Annotated in this window: 16 protein-coding genes; 9 read left to right on the top strand and 7 right to left on the bottom strand. The window is 66.4% G+C overall.

The genetic code is table 11. From position 1 onward, the window contains the following. Positions 1-237: 237 nt before the first annotated feature. Entirely contained in the window at positions 238-594 is a 357-nt protein-coding gene (locus LT948_RS25860; protein ID WP_003109981.1) for a hypothetical protein, read from the top strand. A gap of 56 nt (positions 595-650) precedes the next feature. Here the strand turns inward: LT948_RS25860 and LT948_RS25855 are convergent, their stop codons facing one another. Together LT948_RS25855 and hslO are read right to left on the bottom strand one after the other, a co-directional pair. Then, complete coding sequence (locus tag LT948_RS25855; RefSeq protein ID WP_003096242.1) at positions 651-2,192, bottom strand: phosphoenolpyruvate carboxykinase; 1,542 nt, start codon at positions 2,190-2,192, stop codon at positions 651-653. A gap of 115 nt (positions 2,193-2,307) precedes the next feature. After that, positions 2,308-3,201: an Hsp33 family molecular chaperone HslO gene (gene hslO / locus LT948_RS25850; protein WP_003109983.1), complete on the bottom strand. Its 894-nt coding sequence runs from the start codon at positions 3,199-3,201 to the stop codon at positions 2,308-2,310. A 112-nt stretch (positions 3,202-3,313) separates the two neighbouring features. Between hslO and LT948_RS25845 the strand changes: the two genes are divergently transcribed. Continuing rightward, positions 3,314-4,117: a phosphatase PAP2 family protein gene (locus LT948_RS25845; protein ID WP_073657417.1), complete on the top strand. Its 804-nt coding sequence runs from the start codon at positions 3,314-3,316 to the stop codon at positions 4,115-4,117. A gap of 37 nt (positions 4,118-4,154) precedes the next feature. Here LT948_RS25845 and LT948_RS25840 read toward each other — a convergent pair whose 3' ends face one another. Beyond that, positions 4,155-4,550, bottom strand: a complete 396-nt coding sequence (locus tag LT948_RS25840) for an RNA-binding S4 domain-containing protein (protein WP_003136003.1) — start codon at positions 4,548-4,550, stop codon at positions 4,155-4,157. 143 nt (positions 4,551-4,693) lie between these two features. Here LT948_RS25840 and rimB point away from each other — a divergent pair, with 143 nt between their 5' ends. The 3 genes from rimB to LT948_RS25825 all read left to right on the top strand — a co-directional run bounded on the left by rimB (position 4,694) and on the right by LT948_RS25825 (position 7,345). Then, positions 4,694-5,194 carry a retropepsin-like aspartic endopeptidase RimB gene (gene rimB, locus LT948_RS25835; protein WP_003109986.1) on the top strand — a complete coding sequence of 167 codons (501 nt, stop codon included), beginning with the start codon at positions 4,694-4,696 and terminating at the stop codon, positions 5,192-5,194. A gap of 131 nt (positions 5,195-5,325) precedes the next feature. After that, on the top strand, positions 5,326-6,231 hold the full coding sequence (gene rimK, locus LT948_RS25830) for a 30S ribosomal protein S6--L-glutamate ligase (protein ID WP_003096254.1): 906 nt from the start codon (positions 5,326-5,328) through the stop codon (positions 6,229-6,231). Positions 6,232-6,421: 190 nt separating this feature from the next. Further along, positions 6,422-7,345: an LD-carboxypeptidase gene (locus tag LT948_RS25825; RefSeq protein WP_023876151.1), complete on the top strand. Its 924-nt coding sequence runs from the start codon at positions 6,422-6,424 to the stop codon at positions 7,343-7,345. A 76-nt stretch (positions 7,346-7,421) separates the two neighbouring features. Here LT948_RS25825 and amgS read toward each other — a convergent pair whose 3' ends face one another. Beyond that, the gene (amgS, locus tag LT948_RS25820) at positions 7,422-8,741 is read right to left on the bottom strand and encodes a two-component system sensor histidine kinase AmgS (RefSeq protein WP_003109988.1); all 1,320 of its coding nucleotides are present in this window, start codon (positions 8,739-8,741) and stop codon (positions 7,422-7,424) included. Positions 8,742-8,835: 94 nt separating this feature from the next. Continuing rightward, complete coding sequence (amgR, locus tag LT948_RS25815) at positions 8,836-9,579, bottom strand: two-component system response regulator AmgR (protein ID WP_003096259.1); 744 nt, start codon at positions 9,577-9,579, stop codon at positions 8,836-8,838. Positions 9,580-9,767: 188 nt separating this feature from the next. Here amgR and LT948_RS25810 point away from each other — a divergent pair, with 188 nt between their 5' ends. The 3 genes from LT948_RS25810 to gshA all read left to right on the top strand — a co-directional run bounded on the left by LT948_RS25810 (position 9,768) and on the right by gshA (position 14,298). After that, positions 9,768-12,107, top strand: coding sequence for a Tex family protein (locus LT948_RS25810; protein WP_009878279.1), 2,340 nt, complete (start codon positions 9,768-9,770; stop codon positions 12,105-12,107). Between the two features lie 38 nt (positions 12,108-12,145). Beyond that, entirely contained in the window at positions 12,146-12,508 is a 363-nt protein-coding gene (locus LT948_RS25805; RefSeq protein ID WP_042115369.1) for a PaaI family thioesterase, read from the top strand. A 206-nt stretch (positions 12,509-12,714) separates the two neighbouring features. Beyond that, positions 12,715-14,298 carry a glutamate--cysteine ligase gene (gene gshA, locus LT948_RS25800; protein ID WP_023094938.1) on the top strand — a complete coding sequence of 528 codons (1,584 nt, stop codon included), beginning with the start codon at positions 12,715-12,717 and terminating at the stop codon, positions 14,296-14,298. A gap of 42 nt (positions 14,299-14,340) precedes the next feature. Here the strand turns inward: gshA and argA are convergent, their stop codons facing one another. Then, positions 14,341-15,639 carry an amino-acid N-acetyltransferase gene (argA, locus tag LT948_RS25795; protein ID WP_003096265.1) on the bottom strand — a complete coding sequence of 433 codons (1,299 nt, stop codon included), beginning with the start codon at positions 15,637-15,639 and terminating at the stop codon, positions 14,341-14,343. Positions 15,640-15,975: 336 nt separating this feature from the next. On the opposite strand from argA, the gene LT948_RS25790 reads away from it, so the two are divergent. Beyond that, the gene (locus LT948_RS25790; RefSeq protein WP_003096266.1) at positions 15,976-16,677 is read left to right on the top strand and encodes a MarC family NAAT transporter; all 702 of its coding nucleotides are present in this window, start codon (positions 15,976-15,978) and stop codon (positions 16,675-16,677) included. Here the strand turns inward: LT948_RS25790 and argE are convergent. Then, entirely contained in the window at positions 16,650-17,804 is a 1,155-nt protein-coding gene (gene argE, locus LT948_RS25785) for an acetylornithine deacetylase (protein WP_003136032.1), read from the bottom strand. The two genes, LT948_RS25790 and argE, sit on opposite strands and share 28 nt — an antisense overlap. Positions 17,805-17,849 lie beyond the last annotated feature (45 nt).

The raw sequence follows: 17,849 nt of genomic DNA, 5'->3' as shown, positions 1-17,849 counted from the left end.
GAGGGAACAAAGGGGCGCCCACTCTAGAGCATTGGCGAGAAGATAAACCAGACTTCAATAAATCCGACGCAGCCCCACAGCAGCTACTTACAGAATTAAGACTAGGACTATTCCTAGGAAGGAATTTTCCTAAGGAATTGTCCTATATTCCACTCCAATGCCAGCGCCTGGGAGAGGGCCCCTCCCGGGACGCACGAACGCAGAAAAATAAGGATGAACTCACGTAGGAGTAAGCTCATGAACAGGATGGGCCAACTGGCTTTGTTCGGTCTTCTTGTAGGAACTTCCAGCAACCTGTTCGCCGCCCCCGGCAGCATCAGCGGCGTCATCCGCTTCACCGGCGCCATTGTCGAGCCACCATGCTCGATGAGCGCTCCCCGCCAAGACGAAAGCAAGGGCAGTTTCCACCTCAGTGGCTGTCCCATGCAGGCGCGCACCGCGGATGTCAGCATCCGTTCGATGAAGACCGGCGAGGTGCGCCACTTGCAACCCAGCGATACGGTCATCGGTGAACGGGATTTCTCGGCGCGCTATGAGCTGGCCGGAAGCGGTCGCCGCTCCGGCAACTACCTGATCACCGTCACCTACCCCTGACGTTCGCCCATGAAAAAACCGCCCGAAGGCGGTTTTTTCATGGTGCCGAAACGTGCTTACAGCTGCGGGCCGGCGGCCTTGATCGCATCGGAAACCTCGAATTTCTTGAAGTTTTCGATGAACTGCTTGGCCAGGCCCTTCGCCGCCTCGTCGTAGGCAGCCTTGTCGGCCCAGGTGTTGCGCGGGTTGAGCAGATTGGTCTCGACGCCCGGAACGGCCTTCGGCACGTCCAGGTTGATGATATCCAGGTGCTCGGTTTCCGCGCCGATCAGCGCGCCGCTCTGGATCGCCGCGATCACGCCACGGGTGGTCGGGATGTTGAAGCGCTTGCCGACGCCGTAGCCACCGCCGGTCCAGCCAGTGTTGACCAGGTAGACCTTGGAGCCGAAGGCCTTGATGCGCTTGATCAGCAGCTCGGCATAGACGCCGGCCGGACGCGGGAAGAAAGGAGCACCGAAGCAGGTGGAGAAGGTCGACTTGATGCCGCCGCCGGAACCCATCTCGGTGGAGCCGACCAGCGCGGTGTAGCCGGACAGGAAGTGGTAGGCCGCCTGCTCGTTGTTCAGGATCGATACCGGCGGCAGTACGCCGGTCAGGTCGCAGGTCAGGAAGATCACCGCGTTGGGCTCGCCGCCGAGGTTCTTCTCCGAACGCTTCTCGACGTGCTCCAGCGGGTAGGCGGCGCGGCTGTTCTGGGTCAGGCTGTCGTCGGCGTAGTCGGGCACACGCTCTTCGTCGAGAACCACGTTCTCCAGCACGGCGCCGAACTTGATGGCTTTCCAGATGACCGGCTCGTTCTTCTCGGACAGGTCGATGCACTTGGCATAGCAACCGCCTTCGACGTTGAACACCACGCCCTCGCCCCAGCCGTGCTCGTCGTCACCGATCAGGTAACGGCTTTCATCGGCGGACAGGGTGGTCTTGCCGGTGCCGGACAGGCCGAAGAACAAGGTCACATCGCCCGCTTCGCCGATGTTGGCAGCGCAGTGCATCGGCAGCACGTCGCGCTCGGGCAGCAGGAAGTTCTGCACGGAGAACATGGCTTTCTTCATCTCGCCGGCATAGCGCATGCCTGCGATCAGCACTTTCTTCTGGGCGAAATTGAGGATCACGCAACCGTCGGAGTTGGTGCCGTCGCGCTCGGGCACGCATTCGAAGTTGGCGACATTGAGGACCTGCCACTCGTCCTTGCCGGCCGGGTTGTACTGCTCCGGCTCGATGAACAGGCAACGGCCGAACAGATTCTGCCAGGCGGTAGCGGTGGTCATCTTCACCGGCAGGTAGTAAGCCTCGGCGGAACCTACATGAACATGGGAAACGAAATGGTCCTGGGCGTTGTTGAACGCTTCCACGCGGGCCCACAGCGCATCGAACTTGTCGGCCGGGAACGGACGGTTGATGTTGCCCCAGGCGATCGCGTCCTTGGTGCTCGGCTCTTCGACGATGAAACGGTCGACCGGCGAACGGCCGGTGCGATGGCCGGTGCGTACGACCAGCGAGCCGTTGGCGGCCAGTTCGCCCTCACCGCGGCGAATGGCTTCTTCTACCAGTTGGGCGGCGCTGATATCGGTGTACACGGCGTTGTTGGCTTGCGTCATGTGGTTCCCCGTCGGCCAGAGGCCGAGTCCTCCAAACTTCGTAGCGCTTCAAAAAACTCACTACAGGAAAAAAGTGGCGGGATTATGCCAGAAAAGCCCGCTGGATGAAAAATCGTCAGTGGCGGGTCTCGGAAGGCCCCTGGCTGCCAGCGCCAGCGAACAACTGGGCGACGTCGGAGGCGTCGAACAGGTAGCGCTGGTTGCAGAACTGGCAGTCGATGGTGATCGAGCCTTCTTCCTCCTCGAGCAGCCGCTCGCAGTCGGCCTGCCCGAGACTGACCAGGGCGTTGGCCGAACGTTCCCGCGAGCAACTGCAATGGAAGACCAGCGGTTGCGGCTCGAACAGGCGCACGGTTTCCTCGTGGTAGAGGCGGTGCAGGACGGTCTCGTTGTCCAGCGCCAGCAGCTCTTCGGCGGTCAGCGTGTCGGCCAGGGTGGTCAGGTGCTGCCAACTGGCCTCGCGGGCCTCGGGGTCCTTCAGGCGGTCGGCGGGAAGCTGCTGCAGCAGCAGGCCGCGGGCGCGGCGGCCGTTGGCGTTGAGCCAGAAACGGGTCGGCAGCTGTTCCGAGCTGGCGAAGTAGTTGGACAGGCATTCCGCCAGGTTCACCCCCTCCAGGGCGACGATCCCCTGGTAGCGCTGGCCCTTGACCGGGTCCACGGTGAGGGTCAGCACGCCTTCGGGCATCAGCTCCTGCATGCCGGCGTCGGCGCCGATGGACTCCGCCGAATAGCGGGCCAGGCCACGCACCTGGCGGTCGCTGGAACACTCCACCATCAACAGCGGAACCGCGCCGCTGGAGCGCGCCTGCAATACCAGCAGGCCGTCGAACTTGAGCGTGCCGCAGAGCAGCGAGGCCGCCGCGAGCATCTCCCCGAGCAGTTGCGCGACCGGTTCCGGATAGGGATGTTTGGCCAGCACTTCGCTGTAGCTACGCTCGAGATCGACCATCTCGCCGCGCACGTCGGTATCGTCGAAAAGGAAACGCTGGCTCTGATCTGAATGGGACATGCGGGACACAACGCTACGAATGAGGGAATGACAAGTGAGTGACAAAGGCCTATAAAAGCGCGCTTCGTGACAGTCGTACGCCGACCCGGCGCCGATAGGGGGAAACGATTTTATGGATAATGCCTCTCCGTTCCAAGCGGCCTGGCAATGGCGCAAGTTCGCCACCTGTCATCTTCTGGCGCTCCTGCTGCTGATCCTGTGGCTCTGGGGCCCCACCCGCGAGCTGATGAACGGCTTCGACTTCTGGCTCTTCGACAAGCTCAACGGCTCCCTCGCCCTCAACGAAACCTGGCTGAAACTCTGGGGCCTGCTCAGTACCCGACCGTTCGACGCGGTGGTCGGGGTGATCCTGCTCTGCCTGCTGATTCGCGGCGACTGGCTGCTGCCAGCGAACCAGGTACGGCGGCTGACCTTCGGCTTCATCGTGACCCTGCTGATCCTGGTGGTGATCCGCGTGCTCTACGCCAAGATCGCCCACCACCTGCACTGGCAGCACGCCAGCCTGTCGATGCTGATGGACAAGGCCATCCACCTCAGCGACCACTTCCCGGACTGGGAACGCGTGTGGGAAATCAAGGACCGCTCCAAGCGCAGCTTCCCCGGCGACCACGCCTCGGTGCTGCTGGTCTGGGCGCTGTTCATGTCGCTGTTCGCCCGCCGCGCCGGGCAGTTCCTGCTGATCTGGACCCTGGCCGTGCTGTTCATGCTGCCGCGCCTGATAGCCGGCGCGCACTGGGGCCAGGACGACTACATCGGCGGCCTGCAGATGGCCCTGCTGGCCCTCGCCTGGGGCTGCTACACACCGCTGGCGGCGAAGGCCAGCGGCTGGCTGGTGCAGGTGACCGAACCGCTGTTCCGCCTGCTGGCGAAATTGCCGCTGATCGGCCGCCTCGGCGTGGTCCGCGACTCGGCCTGAGGCCATCCCGGTCTCCCCTGCGGGAGATCGGCGCTTCTCAGTCCTGGCCGCCGCGCAACTGGTGGATCTGCCGCCGCTGCTTCTTGCTCGGCCGCCCCTCGGTCTGTACGCCCAGCGCCCCGGCCTTGCGCATGGCCGCCGCGCGCTCGCGGCTTTCCACGCTGTCCGCGGTTTCCTCGTAGAGAGCCTGGGCCTCCGGCGCGCCACGCCGGACTACGGAAAGCGCGCGAATCGTCACGGTTCGCTCGTCGAAGCCCGTACGAATGGTCAATTCCTCCCCTACCCTGGGTTCCTTGCTCGGCTTGCACCGCTCGCCCCGGCAATGCACCTTGCCGCCCTCTATCGCGGCCTTGGCCAGCGCCCGGGTCTTGAAGAAGCGCGCCGCCCAGAGCCACTTGTCCAGGCGCACCTTGTCGTCGTCTTTCTCGCTCACTGGCATTTCCCGTATTCGTTCCGCCGCTGTCTCGCGACTGTCATCGACAGCCGCTAGGTTCGTCTTCGGCATCCTCGGGCAGCCGTCTGGCGGCCGCCCATAGCCCTGCTAGAATGCCGGCAAAACGCCTGGAATGCCTACCCGTGAAGACATTCGACCAGCTTTCCGTCATCGGTCTGCGCGAGTGGATCGCCTTTCCCGAACTGGGCATGGTCGGGCTGCGCGCGAAGATCGACACCGGCGCCAGCACCTCCAGCCTGCATGCCTCGGACATCGTTCCCTTCGAGCGCGACGGCGAGAAGTGGGTGCGCTTCACCGCCCACCTCGGCACGCTGGTACAGCGCCGGCACCGTTGCGAAGCGCCGATGGTCGCGCGCAAGACCATTCGCAGCTCCAACGGCCAGGCCCAGACCCGCTACGTGATCCGCACCACCCTGGCGCTGGGCGATCGCATGTGGCCGGTGGAGTTCACCCTGGCCTGCCGCAAGTCCATGCGCTATCGCGTGCTGCTCGGCTCCAAGGCGCTGATCGCCGGGCAACTGGTGGTCAACCCGGCCCTGGCCTACGTCCAGGATCGTCCCGAGTCGCCGGCCGCCCTGCCCGCGGCGACGGGCATCAACCTGCTCGACGGGAGTCCGGTTTGAGCCATTCGCCGGCAGCACCTGTCCAACCTCCATCCATTCCCGAAACGGCCGGTCCAATGCCTGCCGCGACGACAACCCACAGCCTCGCCGCCGCTGCCCGCCAGCCGGTCCAACCCATCCACAGGTGCTGAATGAAAATCGCCGTGCTGTCGCGCAATCCCCGGCTCTACTCGACCCGTCGCCTGGTGGAGGCCGGGCGGGAGCGCGGCCATGAAATGGTGGTCATCGATACGCTGCGCGCCTACATGAACATCGCCAGCCACAAGCCGCAGATCCACTACCGGGGACAACCGCTGGAGGGCTTCGACGCGGTGATCCCGCGCATCGGCGCCTCGGTGACCTTCTACGGCTGCGCGGTATTGCGCCAGTTCGAGATGATGGGCGTGTTCCCGCTCAACGAGTCGGTCGCCATCGCTCGCTCGCGGGACAAGCTGCGCTCGCTGCAACTGCTCTCGCGCAAGGGCATCGGCCTGCCGGTGACCGGCTTCGCTCATTCCCCGGACGATGTCCCGGACCTGATCGAGATGGTCGGTGGCGCACCGCTGGTGATCAAGCTGCTGGAGGGCACCCAGGGCATCGGCGTGGTCCTCTGCGAAACCGAGAAGGCCGCCGAATCGGTGCTCGAGGCTTTCATGGGGCTCAAGCACAACATCATGGTCCAGGAGTACATAAAGGAAGCCGGCGGCGCCGACATCCGCTGCTTCGTGGTCGGCGACAAGGTGATCGCCTCGATGAAGCGCCAGGCAGCGCCCGGCGAGTTCCGCTCCAACCTGCACCGCGGCGGCAGCGCCAGCCTGATCAAGATAACCCCGGAAGAACGCATGACCGCCATCCGCGCCGCTCGCGTGATGGGCCTGAACGTCGCCGGGGTGGACATCCTGCGCTCCAACCATGGTCCGCTGGTAATGGAGGTGAACTCCTCGCCGGGCCTGGAAGGTATCGAATCCACCACCGGCAAGGACATCGCCGGAATCATCATCCAGTACCTGGAAAAGAACGGCGGCCCCCACCTGGCCAGGACGAAGGGAAAGGGGTGAGCCGGACCAGACAACGCATGCGTTGTCCCGGCGCATCGGACGCACCGCATTACGCTGGCGATCCCGGCCTCGACAGAAGGTCCATGCCACGCTTGAATGAAGCACCGCCGCAACCGATGCCGGAAACCCCGCCGAACCCCGGGCTCTTCCGGCACTCGAATCCTTTCCTGACGCTTCATGGAATCGCCGCATGACCTCTCGTCCCTCCTCCGACCAGACCTGGCAGCCCATCGACGGCCGGGTGGCGCTGATCGCGCCAGCCTCGGCCATCGCCACCGACGTGCTGGAGGCGACCCTGCGGCAACTGGAAGTGCACGGTGTGGACTACCATCTCGGCCGCCACGTCGAAGCCCGCTACCGCTACCTCGCCGGGACGGTCGAGCAGCGCCTGGAAGACCTGCACAACGCCTTCGACATGCCGGACATCACCGCGGTCTGGTGCCTGCGCGGCGGCTACGGCTGCGGCCAGTTGCTGCCGGGCCTGGACTGGGGGCGCCTGCAGACGGCCTCGCCGCGGCCACTGATCGGTTTCTCCGACATCTCGGTGTTGCTCAGCGCTTTCCACCGCCACGGCCTGCCTGCGATCCACGGCCCGGTGGCAACCGGACTCGGTCTGTCGCCGCTGAGCGCCCCCCGCGAGCAGCAGGAGCGGCTAGCCTCTCTGGCCTCGGTCAGCCGCTTGCTGGCCGGAATCGACCATGAACTCCCGGTGCAGCACCTCGGCGGACACAAGCAACGCGTCGAAGGCGCGCTGATCGGCGGCAACCTCACCGCCCTGGCCTGCATGGCCGGCACCCTCGGCGGCCTGCACGCCCCGGCGGGGTCGATCCTGGTCCTGGAGGACGTCGGCGAACCCTACTACCGCCTGGAGCGCAGCCTCTGGCAATTGCTCGAAAGCATCGACGCGCGCCAGCTCGGCGCGATCTGCCTGGGCTCGTTCACCGATTGCCCGCGCAAGGAAGTCGCCCACAGCCTGGAGCGGATCTTCGGCGAATACGCCGCCGCCATCGAGGTGCCGCTCTACCACCACCTGCCCAGCGGGCATGGTGCGCAGAACCGGGCCTGGCCTTACGGGAAGACCGCGGTGCTCGAGGGAAACCGGTTGCGCTGGTAGGGACGGGGCGCGCCCCTCTCCGTAAGCGCGAGAGGGGTTGGGAAGTGCCGCTGGAACGGCACAAACCCGTCGAGTATCAGGCCGCGCCGCGCGGTAGCAGCAACCCCAGCGGCAGGCAGACCCGCGCTTCCAGGCCGCCGCCATCGCGGTTGCGCAGTTCGACGCTGCCGCCGTGCTGGGCGGCGATGCGCTTGACGATCGCCAGGCCGAGGCCGGTGCCCTTGCCGCCACGCGCCTTGTCGCCGCGGATGAAGGGATTGAAGATGCTGTCCACTTCCGCGGGATCGATGCCCTGGCCGCGATCGAGCACACTCAGCACCACGTAGGGCGCCGCGCTTTCGCCGGCCACGTAGCTGGCCACCTCCACCGAGCCGCCACCGTGGTTCAGGGCATTGTCGATCAGGTTGCCCAGCAGACGCTTCATCGACACCCGCCGCAACGGCATCGCCGGTACCGGCTGCAAGGCCATGCGCACCTGCTCGCGAGTCTGGTTGAACGGTGCCACCACCTCGCGCACCAGGTCGGTCAGGTCGCCCTCCTCCACCGGCTCGTCGCGGCCGTCGCGGATGAAGGCGAGGAACTGGTCGAGGATCGCATCCATGTCCTCGATGTCGCGGACCATGTCCTCGACCATCTCCCGTTCGCTCTCCGGCAGCAACTCCAGCGACAGGCGCAGGCGTGTCAGCGGGGTGCGCAGGTCGTGGGAGACACCGGCCAACATCAATTCGCGTTCGCGCCCGCCCTGCTCGATGTCCTCGGCCATCTGGTTGAAGGCGCGATACACCTCGGCCATTTCACTCGGCGTCTCCGGCCCCAGCGGCAGACGCACGCTGCGCCCCTGGCCGAACTGGCGGGCGGCGACCACCAGGCGCTTGAGCGGCTGGCTGAGCTGGCGGACGAAGATCCAGGCGGCGGCGGTGGAAAGCAGGCCGATGCCGAGGAACCAGCCGAGCACGCTCCAGATCCGTTGGCCACGCAAGGGATGCGGATACAGCGGCACCGCCAGCCAGCCTTCGCCGAGGCTCGGTGCGCGCACCCAGAGCTGCGACGGCTGGTGGATACGCAGGCGGGTCTCGGTGTCCGGCCCCAGCTCCATCTGCATCTGCCGCTGGAAGATTTCCGTGTACGGCCAGTGCTGCTCGCCGGGCTGGTCGGCGCTGCTCGGCACCCAGCGCAGGCCGGAAGCCTTGGCGATGGCCGCGCGCGACTCCTCGTCGGCAGCCCAGAACGCGCGGATGGTCAGCGCCGCGCCGTGGCTGTACTGGCGGTCGACGATCACGTCCTCGTTCATCAGCAGGTAGACCAGGGTCAGCGCCTTGGAGAACAGCACGACGATCAGCACCAGCCAGAGGGTGCGGGCGAAGAAGCTTTGCGGGAACCAGAGCGGGGTTTTCATCGATCGGACCGGTTGCGCGCCGGCGGACGGGGCCGACGCCTGTTGCGGGTAAGACGACGCGGCCGGTGCATCGCTGCACCGGCCGCGCGGAGACTCAGGCCTTGCGCGCGTTGCCGTCCGGCACGAACACGTAGCCGACCCCCCAGACCGTCTGGATATAGCGCGGCTTGGACGGGTCCGGCTCGATCAGCCGGCGCAGGCGCGAGATCTGCACGTCGATGGAACGCTCCAGGGCATCCCACTCGCGGCCACGGGCGAGGTTCATCAACTTGTCCCGGGTCAGCGGTTCGCGGGCGTGCTGCACCAGGGCCTTGAGCACGGCGAACTCGCCGGTGGTCAGCATGTGTACCTCGTCGCCCTTCTTCAGTTCGCGGGTGGCGAGGAACAGCTGGTAGTCGCCGAAGGTCACCACCTCGTCGGCACCGGCAGGCGCGCCGGGCACCAGCGGTGCCTGGCGGCGCAGCACGGCCTTGATCCGCGCCAGCAGTTCGCGCGGGTTGAACGGCTTGGCCAGGTAGTCGTCGGCGCCCAGTTCCAGGCCCTGGATGCGGCTGCCCTCGTCGCCCTTGGCGGTGAGCATGATGATCGGCACCTGGTTGTTCTGTTCGCGCAGGCGGCGGCAGGCAGTGAGGCCGTCCTCGCCGGGAAGCATCAGGTCGAGCACAACCAGCTGGAACAGTTCGCGGGATAGAAGGCGATCCATCTGCTCGGTGTTCTCCACCGCACGGACGCGGTAGCCCTGCTCGTCGAGGAAACGTTCGAGCAGGCGGCGCAGGCGGGCGTCGTCGTCGACGACGAGGATCTTTTCACCTTCGGCCAGGGCGGCAGGGTTCGACATAGAAACTCCCAGAATGAGTCAGGCGGGCATTATCGCCCAGGTAGCGGCTGGGCCGGACTGTCCATTGTTAGCAGATTTTTCCCCGACCAGCCGCCCTCCAAGGCGAAACTTGGCAGGTATAATGCGGCGCTTTTGCGGCGGGGCGTTGTCTACACGGCCCGTTTTCGTTCGTTTTACCAGGTGGATCAATGGACAGCATCAACACCCGTATCGCCGAAGAGCTCTCCGCACTGCCCTCCGGCCGCGTTCAACCGCAGCAAGTCGCCGCTGCCGTCGCCCTGCTCGACGAAGGCTCCACCGTTCCCTTCATCGCCCGTTACCGCAAAGAGGTCACCGGCAGCCTCGACGATACCCAGTTGCGCATGCTGGAAGAGCGCCTGCGCTATCTGCGCGAACTGGAAGAACGCCGCGGCGCGATCCTCGCCAGCATCGAGGAACAGGGCAAGCTGACCCCCGAACTGGCCCGCGACATCAAGCTTGCCGACACCAAGACCCGTCTCGAAGACCTCTACCTGCCTTATAAGCAGAAGCGCCGCACCAAGGGCCAGATCGCCCTGGAAGCCGGCCTCGGCGCGCTGGCCGACGCACTGTTCGACGACCCGACCCTGGTCCCGGAAAGCGAGGCCGCGCGTTTCGTCGACGCCGAGAAAGGCTTCGCCGACGTCAAGGCGGTGCTGGAAGGCGCCAAGTACATCCTCATGGAGCGCTTCGCCGAAGACGCCACGCTGCTCGACAAGCTGCGCGTGTTCATGAAGAACGAAGCGACCCTGACCGCCCGCGTGGTCCCCGGCAAGGAACAGGAAGGCGCCAAGTTCAGCGACTACTTCGAACACGACGAGCCGCTGAAAAGCGCCCCGTCGCACCGCGCCCTGGCAATCTTCCGCGGACGCAACGAAGGCGTCCTCAGCGCCTCGCTGAAGGTCGGCGAGGAAGCGCCGGGCACCCTGCACCCATGCGAGGTCATGATCGCCGAGCGCTTCGGCCTGTCCAACCAGGGCCGCGCCGCCGACAAGTGGCTGGCCGAGGTGGTGCGCTGGACATGGAAGGTCAAGCTCTATACCCACCTGGAAACCGACCTGTTCGGCGAGCTCCGCGACGGCGCCGAGGATGAGGCGATCAGCGTGTTCGCGCGCAACCTGCACGACCTGCTGCTGGCCGCCCCGGCCGGCCCGCGCGCCACCCTCGGCCTCGACCCGGGCCTGCGCACCGGGGTCAAGGTCGCGGTGGTCGACGCCACCGGCAAGCTGCTGGACACCGCCACCGTCTACCCGCATGCGCCGAAGAACCAGTGGGACCAGACCCTCGCCGTGCTCGCCGCGCTCTGCGCCAAGCACCAGGTCGAGCTGATCGCCATCGGCAACGGCACCGCCAGCCGCGAGACCGACAAGCTGGCCGGCGAACTGATCAAGAAATATCCGGGCATGAAGCTGACCAAGATCATGGTCAGCGAAGCCGGCGCATCGGTGTATTCCGCCTCCGAACTGGCGGCGAAGGAGTTCCCCGAGCTGGACGTGTCCCTGCGCGGCGCCGTGTCCATCGCCCGCCGCCTGCAGGACCCGCTGGCGGAGCTGGTGAAGATCGAGCCCAAGTCGATCGGCGTCGGCCAGTACCAGCACGACGTGTCCCAGCTGAAGCTGGCGCGTAGCCTGGACGCGGTGGTCGAGGATTGCGTGAACGCCGTCGGCGTCGACGTCAACACCGCCTCCGCCGCCCTGCTGGCACGCATCTCCGGCCTCAACTCGACGCTGGCGCAGAACATCGTCGCGCACCGCGACGCCAACGGCGCGTTCCGCACCCGCGACGAGCTGAAGAAGGTCAGCCGCCTGGGCGAGAAGACCTTCGAGCAAGCCGCCGGCTTCCTCCGCGTGATGAACGGCGACAACCCGCTGGACGCCTCGGCGGTGCACCCGGAAACCTATCCGCTGGTGCAGCGCATCGCCGCCGACACCGAGCGCGACATCCGCTCGCTGATCGGCGACTCGGCGTTCCTCAAGCGCCTCGACCCGAAGAAGTTCACCGACGAGACCTTCGGCCTGCCGACCGTCACCGACATCCTCAAGGAACTCGACAAGCCCGGCCGCGACCCGCGTCCGGAGTTCAAGACCGCAGAGTTCCAGGAAGGCGTCGAGAGCCTCAAGGACCTCAAGCCGGGCATGGTCCTGGAGGGCGTGGTGACCAACGTCACCAACTTCGGCGCATTCGTCGACATCGGCGTCCACCAGGACGGCCTGGTGCACATCTCGGCGCTGTCCGAGAAGTTCGTCAAGGATCCGTACGAAGTGGTCAAGGCCGGCGACATCGTCAAGGTCAAGGTCATGGAAGTGGACATTCCGCGCAACCGTGTCGGCCTGTCCATGCGCATGAGCGACACCCCCGGCGAGAAGGTCGAAGGCCAGCGCGGCGGGCGTCCCGCCGGCAGCGGCCAGCCGCGCCAGGAGCGTGGCGCCCCGCGCGGACAGAGCGCGCCGCCGGCGAACAACGCCATGGCCGCGCTGTTCGCCAACGCCAAGCAACTGAAGAAGAAGTGACGGAGCCGTCCATGAGCGAGATGCCCGCCCGCGAGCAGATGATCAGCGCCTACAGCGAACTGGTCGGCCTGGACCCGGTCAGCCTCGGCGACGGAGTCGCCGAGGTACGCCTGCCGATGGCCGCGCACCTGCGCAACCGCGGCGGGGTCATGCATGGCGGCGCGCTGTTCTCGCTGATGGACGTGACCATGGGGCTGGCCTGCTCCAGTTCCCATGGTTTCGACCGCCAGAGCGTCACCCTGGAATGCAAGATCAACTACATCCGCGCCGTCGCCGACGGCGAGGTGCGCTGCGTCGCCCGCGTCCTCCATGCCGGGCGCCGCAGCCTGGTGGTGGAAGCCGAGGTGCGGCAAGGCGACAAACTGGTCGCGAAAGGACAAGGTACCTTCGCCCAGTTGTAAACCGGCGCGGCCGCCATGCGGCAGAGTGGCGCGCAACGGCGATCCCGATCCGTGCCGGGCGCCCGCCTCGACGGCTCCCGCCGAAGGCGCGGCGACCGGCCCCCGGACGAAGCGAAAACGCATTTACGTCCTCCCTCTTGTAGACCGCTCGGTCCACCCTCATATTGGGGCGACCGATCTGGGACGCGATCACAAGGAATCCCGACTTGAGCGATCTTCTCTCCCGCCGCCTGGCTCTGCTCGGCGCCGCAGCCAACCTGCCCCTGCTGACCGAGTGCCTGCATGGCATCGAGCGCGAATGCCTGCGAGTCGATAGCGACGGCAAGCTGGCGCTCACCCCCCACCCCCGGGCCCTGGGTTCGACCCTGACCCATCCACAGATCACTACCGACTACTCCGAGGCCTTGCTGGAGTTCATCACGCCCACGGAAACCGACGTCGCCGACACCCTGGCCGATCTCGAGCGCATCCACCGCTTCGCCAGTTCGAAGCTGGACGGCGAATACCTGTGGAGCCCATCGATGCCCTGCGAGCTGCCGGACGAGGAGAGCATCCCGATCGCCCGCTATGGCAGCTCGCTGATCGGCCGCCTGAAGTACGTCTACCGCAAGGGCCTGGCGCTGCGCTACGGCAAGACCATGCAGTGCATCGCCGGCATCCACTACAACTTCTCCCTGCCGGAGAGGCTCTGGCCGCTGCTGCGCCAGGCCGAAGGCAGCGAGCTGTCGGAACGCGACTACCAGTCCGCCGCCTACATCGCCCTGATTCGCAATTTCCGCCGCTACAGCTGGCTGCTGATGTACCTGTTCGGCGCCTCGCCGGCCCTCGACGCCGGCTTCCTGCGTGGCCGCCCGAGCCAGTTGGAGCGTCTCGACGAACACACGCTCTACCTGCCCTACGCCACCAGCCTGCGGATGAGCGACCTGGGCTACCAGAACAACGCCCAGGCCGGCCTGACGCCCTGCTACAACGACCTGCAGAGCTACATCGACAGCCTGCGCCAGGCGGTCAGCACGCCCTACCCGCCCTACGAGAAGGTCGGCACCAAGCAGGATGGCGAATGGGTGCAGCTGAACACCAACATCCTGCAGATCGAGAACGAGTACTACTCGAGCATCCGGCCAAAGCGCGTCACCTACACCGGCGAGCGTCCGGTGCAGGCCCTGGCCGCTCGCGGCGTGCAGTACGTGGAAGTGCGCTGCCTGGACATCAACCCGTTCCTGCCGCTGGGCATCGACCTGGACGAGGCGCGCTTCCTCGACGCCTTCCTGCTGTTCTGCGCGTTCAGCGACAGCCCGCTGCTGAATGGCGAGTGCAGCGACGCCACCGACAACTTCCTCGCCGTGGTCAAGGAAGGCAGGCGGCCGGGCCTGCAATTGCAACGTCGCGGCCAGCCGGTGGAATTGAAGGTCTGGGCCAACGAGCTGCTCGAACGAATCGCCGACACCGCGGCGCTGCTCGACCGCGCACGCGGCGGCGAAGCCCACGCGGCGGCGCTGGCAGCGCAGCGGGCTAAGGTGGCCGATGCCGAACTGACGCCTTCGGCGCAGGTGCTGAAGGTCATGCGCGAGCGCGGCGAGAGCTTCGAAGCGTTCTCCCTGCGCCAGAGCCGCGAACACGCGGAGTATTTCCGCCAGCATCCGCTGGCCGCCGAAGAGCAGGCACGCTTCGAGAAGATGGCCAGCGACTCCCTGGCCGAACAGACGGAGCTGGAACGCGACCAGGATGGCGACTTCGATACCTTCGTCGCCGCCTACCAGGCGAGCATCCTCGGCCTGATCAGCAACTGAGCGAAGCCGGCGCGCCCCTGCGCCCAGGGACGCGCCGGCGGATCACAGGCTCTTCTCGAATACCTGCGAATTGCGCTGGAAGTTGTACAGCGAGGCCCGCGCCGCCGGTAGCCGCTCTACGCTGCTGGGCTGGAAGCCGCGCTCGCGGAACCAGTGCGCGGTCCGCGTGGTGAGCACGAACAGGGTCTTCAGGCCGAGTCCGCGCGCGCGCTCCTCGATCCGCTCCAGCAGTTCGTCGCCACGCCCGCCGTGGCGGTACTCCGGGTTGACCGCCAGACAGGCCAGCTCGCCCGCCTCGGAATCGGCGATCGGGTAGAGCGCGGCGCAGGCGATGATCAGCCCTTCGCGCTCGACGATGCTGAACTGTTCGATCTCGCGTTCCAGCACCTCGCGGGAACGGCGTACCAGGATGCCCTGCTCTTCCAGCGGGCGGATCAGCTCGATCAGCCCGCCAACGTCCTCGATGCCCGCCTCGCGCAACTGTTCGAACTGCTCTTGGGCGACCAGGGTGCCGTTGCCGGTGCGGGTGAACAGCTCGCTGAGCAGCGCGCCGTCCTCGGTGTAGCTGACGATATGGCTGCGCTTGACCCCGGCCCGGCAGGCCTGCGCCGCGGCGTCCAGCAGCTCGGCCTGGTAGCTGTTGCCCAGCCGTTGCAGGTGCGCGGGCACCTGCTGCGGGCGCAGTTCGCGGACCAGCTTGCCGGATGCGTCCAGCAAGCCCTGTTCGGCGCCGTAGAGAATCAGCTTTTCCGCTTCCAGGTCGATGGCGGCGCGCATGGCCACGTCTTCGCAGGCCAGGTTGAAGATTTCCCCGGTCGGCGAGTAGCCCAGCGGCGAGAGCAGGACGATGCTGCGCTCGTCGAGAAGGCGGCCAATGCCCTTGCGGTCGATGCGACGGACCTCGCCGGTATGGTGGTAGTCGACACCCTCGACCACGCCGATCGGCCGCGCGGTGACCAGGTTGCCGCCAGCGACCCGCAGGCGCGCGCCCTGCATCGGCGAGGCGGCCATGTCCATCGACAGCCGCGCCTCGATGGCGATGCGCAGACTACCCACGGCGTCGATGACGCATTCCAGGGTCGGCGCATCGGTCACTCGCAGGTCGCGGTGATAGCGCGGAGCCAGGCCGCGCGCGGCCAGGCGCGCCTCGATCTGCGGGCGCGAACCGTGCACCAGCACCAGGCGCGCGCCGAGGCTGTGGAGAAGGACCAGGTCGTGGACGATATTGCCGAAATTGGGATGCTCCACCCCTTCGCCGGGGAGCATGACCACGAAGGTGCGGTCCCGGTGCGAGTTGATGTAGGGCGAAGCGTGACGTAACCAGTTGACGTAGTCGGGCATGGTGGGGAAAGCCTGTCGTTTCGTGAGCGAGAGCAAAGCGTGAGCGGCCGGGACGGCCCGAAGGGCGCCGTTATCGTCGTCGCAGCAACATCGACAGGCTTCTCCTCACTTTCTGGTTAACGAGACGGATGGATCACGCGCGAGTTTAAACCCTCGGCGGCCCCGCAGCGGCGGGATTCGACCATGGTACGGGGCTTGGGGCCGGACCGAACCGTTTTACCACTATTTCTGAAAAAAACTATCCGAAAACCCCGGTTAACTCGCGCAGCGCTTTTTCGCTAGGCTGCCTCGTTCGCCGTGCCGTCCGGCGCGCAACCACGCGAACGAGGAAAATCCATGAGCGAATACTTCCATCACGTCCTGGTCGGCCTGCTCGCCGTGCTCCCGGTAGCCAACCCGCTGACCAGCGTCTCGCTGCTGCTTGGCCTCGGCGGCAGCCTACCGCCGGCGGAGCGCAACCGGCAGATATTCAAGGCCAGCCTCTACGTGGCGCTGATCATGCTGGTCAGCTTCTACGGCGGCAGCCTGGTGATGCAGGTGTTCGGCATCTCCATTCCCGGCCTGCGCATCGCCGGCGGGCTGATCGTCGCCTATATCGGCTTCACCATGCTGTTCCCCGCCACCACGCCGGACGAGACCGAAGTCCAGCACGACCTGCTGTCGGACGAGGAAAAGATCACCCCGCACTTCCGCGACCTGTCCTTCGTTCCGCTGGCCCTGCCGGGTACCGCGGGGCCGGGGACCATCGCCCTGGTGGTCAGCTCGGCGTCGACGCTGCAATCCACCTACGGAAGCATTCCGCTGTTCATCCACCTCGCGGCGATCACCGTCACCCTGCTCACCGCGCTGATCTTCTGGATCGCCCTGCAAAGCTCCGGGCGCATCATGAAGTTCCTCGGCGAATCCGGGATCGACGCCATCTCGCGAGTGGTCGGCTTCCTGCTGGTGGCGATGGGCGTGCAGTTCGTCATCAACGGCGGCTTCGAGCTGGTCGCCGGCCACGCCGCGCTTCAGTCGGCGGCGGGCGTCAGGCAGTAATGCTGGATCAGCCGGCGCAGCACGCCGACCATCGGTTCGATACGCGCCAGTTCGAGGTGCTCGTCGGGCTGGTGGGCACAGGCGATGTCGCCGGCGCCGAGGACCAGGGTCTCGCTGCCCAGGCGCTGGAAGTACGGCGCCTCGGTACCGAACGCCACGGCCTCGGCGCGATGCCCGGTCAGGCGTTCGGCGACGCGTACCAGTTCGCTGTCCTGCGCCTGTTCGAACGGCGGCACGGCAGGGAACAGCGGCTGGTAGTCGATGCTCACCTTGTGCCGTTCGGCCAGCGGCCGCAGGCGCTGGCGGATCGCCTCGCGCAACTGCTCGGGCTGCATGCCGGGTAGCGGGCGCAGGTCGAATTCCAGCGAACACTGGCCGCAGATGCGGTTGGGATTGTCGCCGCCGTGGATGCAACCGAAGTTCAAGGTCGGCTGGGGCACGCTGAACTGCGGGTTGTTCCAGGCCTGCTGCCATTCCCCGCGCAGCGCCATCAGCTCACCGATGGTCGCGTGCATCGCCTCCAGGGCGCTGCGCCCGAGGTTTGGATCGGACGAATGGCCGCTCTGCCCGAGAATCTCGATGCGCTCCATCATCACCCCCTTATGCAGGCGGATCGGCCGCAGGTTGGTCGGCTCGCCGATCACCGTGGCGCGACCCAGCGGTCGCCCGCTTTCGGCGAGGGCACGGGCGCCGGCCATCGAGCTTTCCTCGTCGCAGGTGGCGAGGATCATCAGCGGCTGGCGGAACGGCTGGTCGAGCAGCGGCAGCAAGGCCTCGATGGCCAGCGGGAAGAAGCCCTTCATGTCGCAACTGCCGAGGCCGTACCAGCGGCCGTCGCGCTCGTCCAGGCGCAGCGGATCGCTGCTCCACAGCGCTTCGTCGTAGGGCACGGTATCGGTGTGGCCGGCCAGCACCAGCCCGCCGGGACCGCTGCCGTAGCTGGCCAGCAGGTTGAACTTGCCCGGCGAGACTTCCCGGATCTCGCAGCGGAAGCCTAGATCGCCCAGCCAGGAGGCCAGCAGGTCGACCACCGGGCGGTTGGTCTGGTCCAGCTCGGGCTGGGTGCAACTGACGGAAGACGCGGCGATCAGCGCGCCGAACTGGTCTTTCAGAGACGGCAACGGCATGGGACTCTCCACACGGATCGAGCCCCATCATGGCCTATCGCGGCG

Origin of the sequence: Pseudomonas sp. CP-1 (assembly GCF_021213715.1) — a bacterium.
Taxonomy (GTDB): Bacteria; Pseudomonadota; Gammaproteobacteria; order Pseudomonadales; family Pseudomonadaceae; genus Pseudomonas; species Pseudomonas aeruginosa.
The sequence above is the reverse complement of the archived record's forward strand: the minus strand, read 5'-3'. Positions and strand labels throughout refer to the sequence as shown.

Coding starts and splice junctions, on each gene's coding strand:
- LT948_RS25860 (WP_003109981.1), top strand. CDS start 238: ATGAACAGGATGGGCCAACTGGCTTTGTTCGGTCTTCTTGTAGGAACT.
- LT948_RS25855 (WP_003096242.1), bottom strand. CDS start 2,192: ATGACGCAAGCCAACAACGCCGTGTACACCGATATCAGCGCCGCCCAA.
- hslO (WP_003109983.1), bottom strand. CDS start 3,201: ATGTCCCATTCAGATCAGAGCCAGCGTTTCCTTTTCGACGATACCGAC.
- LT948_RS25845 (WP_073657417.1), top strand. CDS start 3,314: ATGGATAATGCCTCTCCGTTCCAAGCGGCCTGGCAATGGCGCAAGTTC.
- rimK (WP_003096254.1), top strand. CDS start 5,326: ATGAAAATCGCCGTGCTGTCGCGCAATCCCCGGCTCTACTCGACCCGT.
- LT948_RS25825 (WP_023876151.1), top strand. CDS start 6,422: ATGACCTCTCGTCCCTCCTCCGACCAGACCTGGCAGCCCATCGACGGC.
- amgS (WP_003109988.1), bottom strand. CDS start 8,741: ATGAAAACCCCGCTCTGGTTCCCGCAAAGCTTCTTCGCCCGCACCCTC.
- amgR (WP_003096259.1), bottom strand. CDS start 9,579: ATGTCGAACCCTGCCGCCCTGGCCGAAGGTGAAAAGATCCTCGTCGTC.
- LT948_RS25810 (WP_009878279.1), top strand. CDS start 9,768: ATGGACAGCATCAACACCCGTATCGCCGAAGAGCTCTCCGCACTGCCC.
- LT948_RS25805 (WP_042115369.1), top strand. CDS start 12,146: ATGATCAGCGCCTACAGCGAACTGGTCGGCCTGGACCCGGTCAGCCTC.
- argA (WP_003096265.1), bottom strand. CDS start 15,639: ATGCCCGACTACGTCAACTGGTTACGTCACGCTTCGCCCTACATCAAC.
- LT948_RS25790 (WP_003096266.1), top strand. CDS start 15,976: ATGAGCGAATACTTCCATCACGTCCTGGTCGGCCTGCTCGCCGTGCTC.
- argE (WP_003136032.1), bottom strand. CDS start 17,804: ATGCCGTTGCCGTCTCTGAAAGACCAGTTCGGCGCGCTGATCGCCGCG.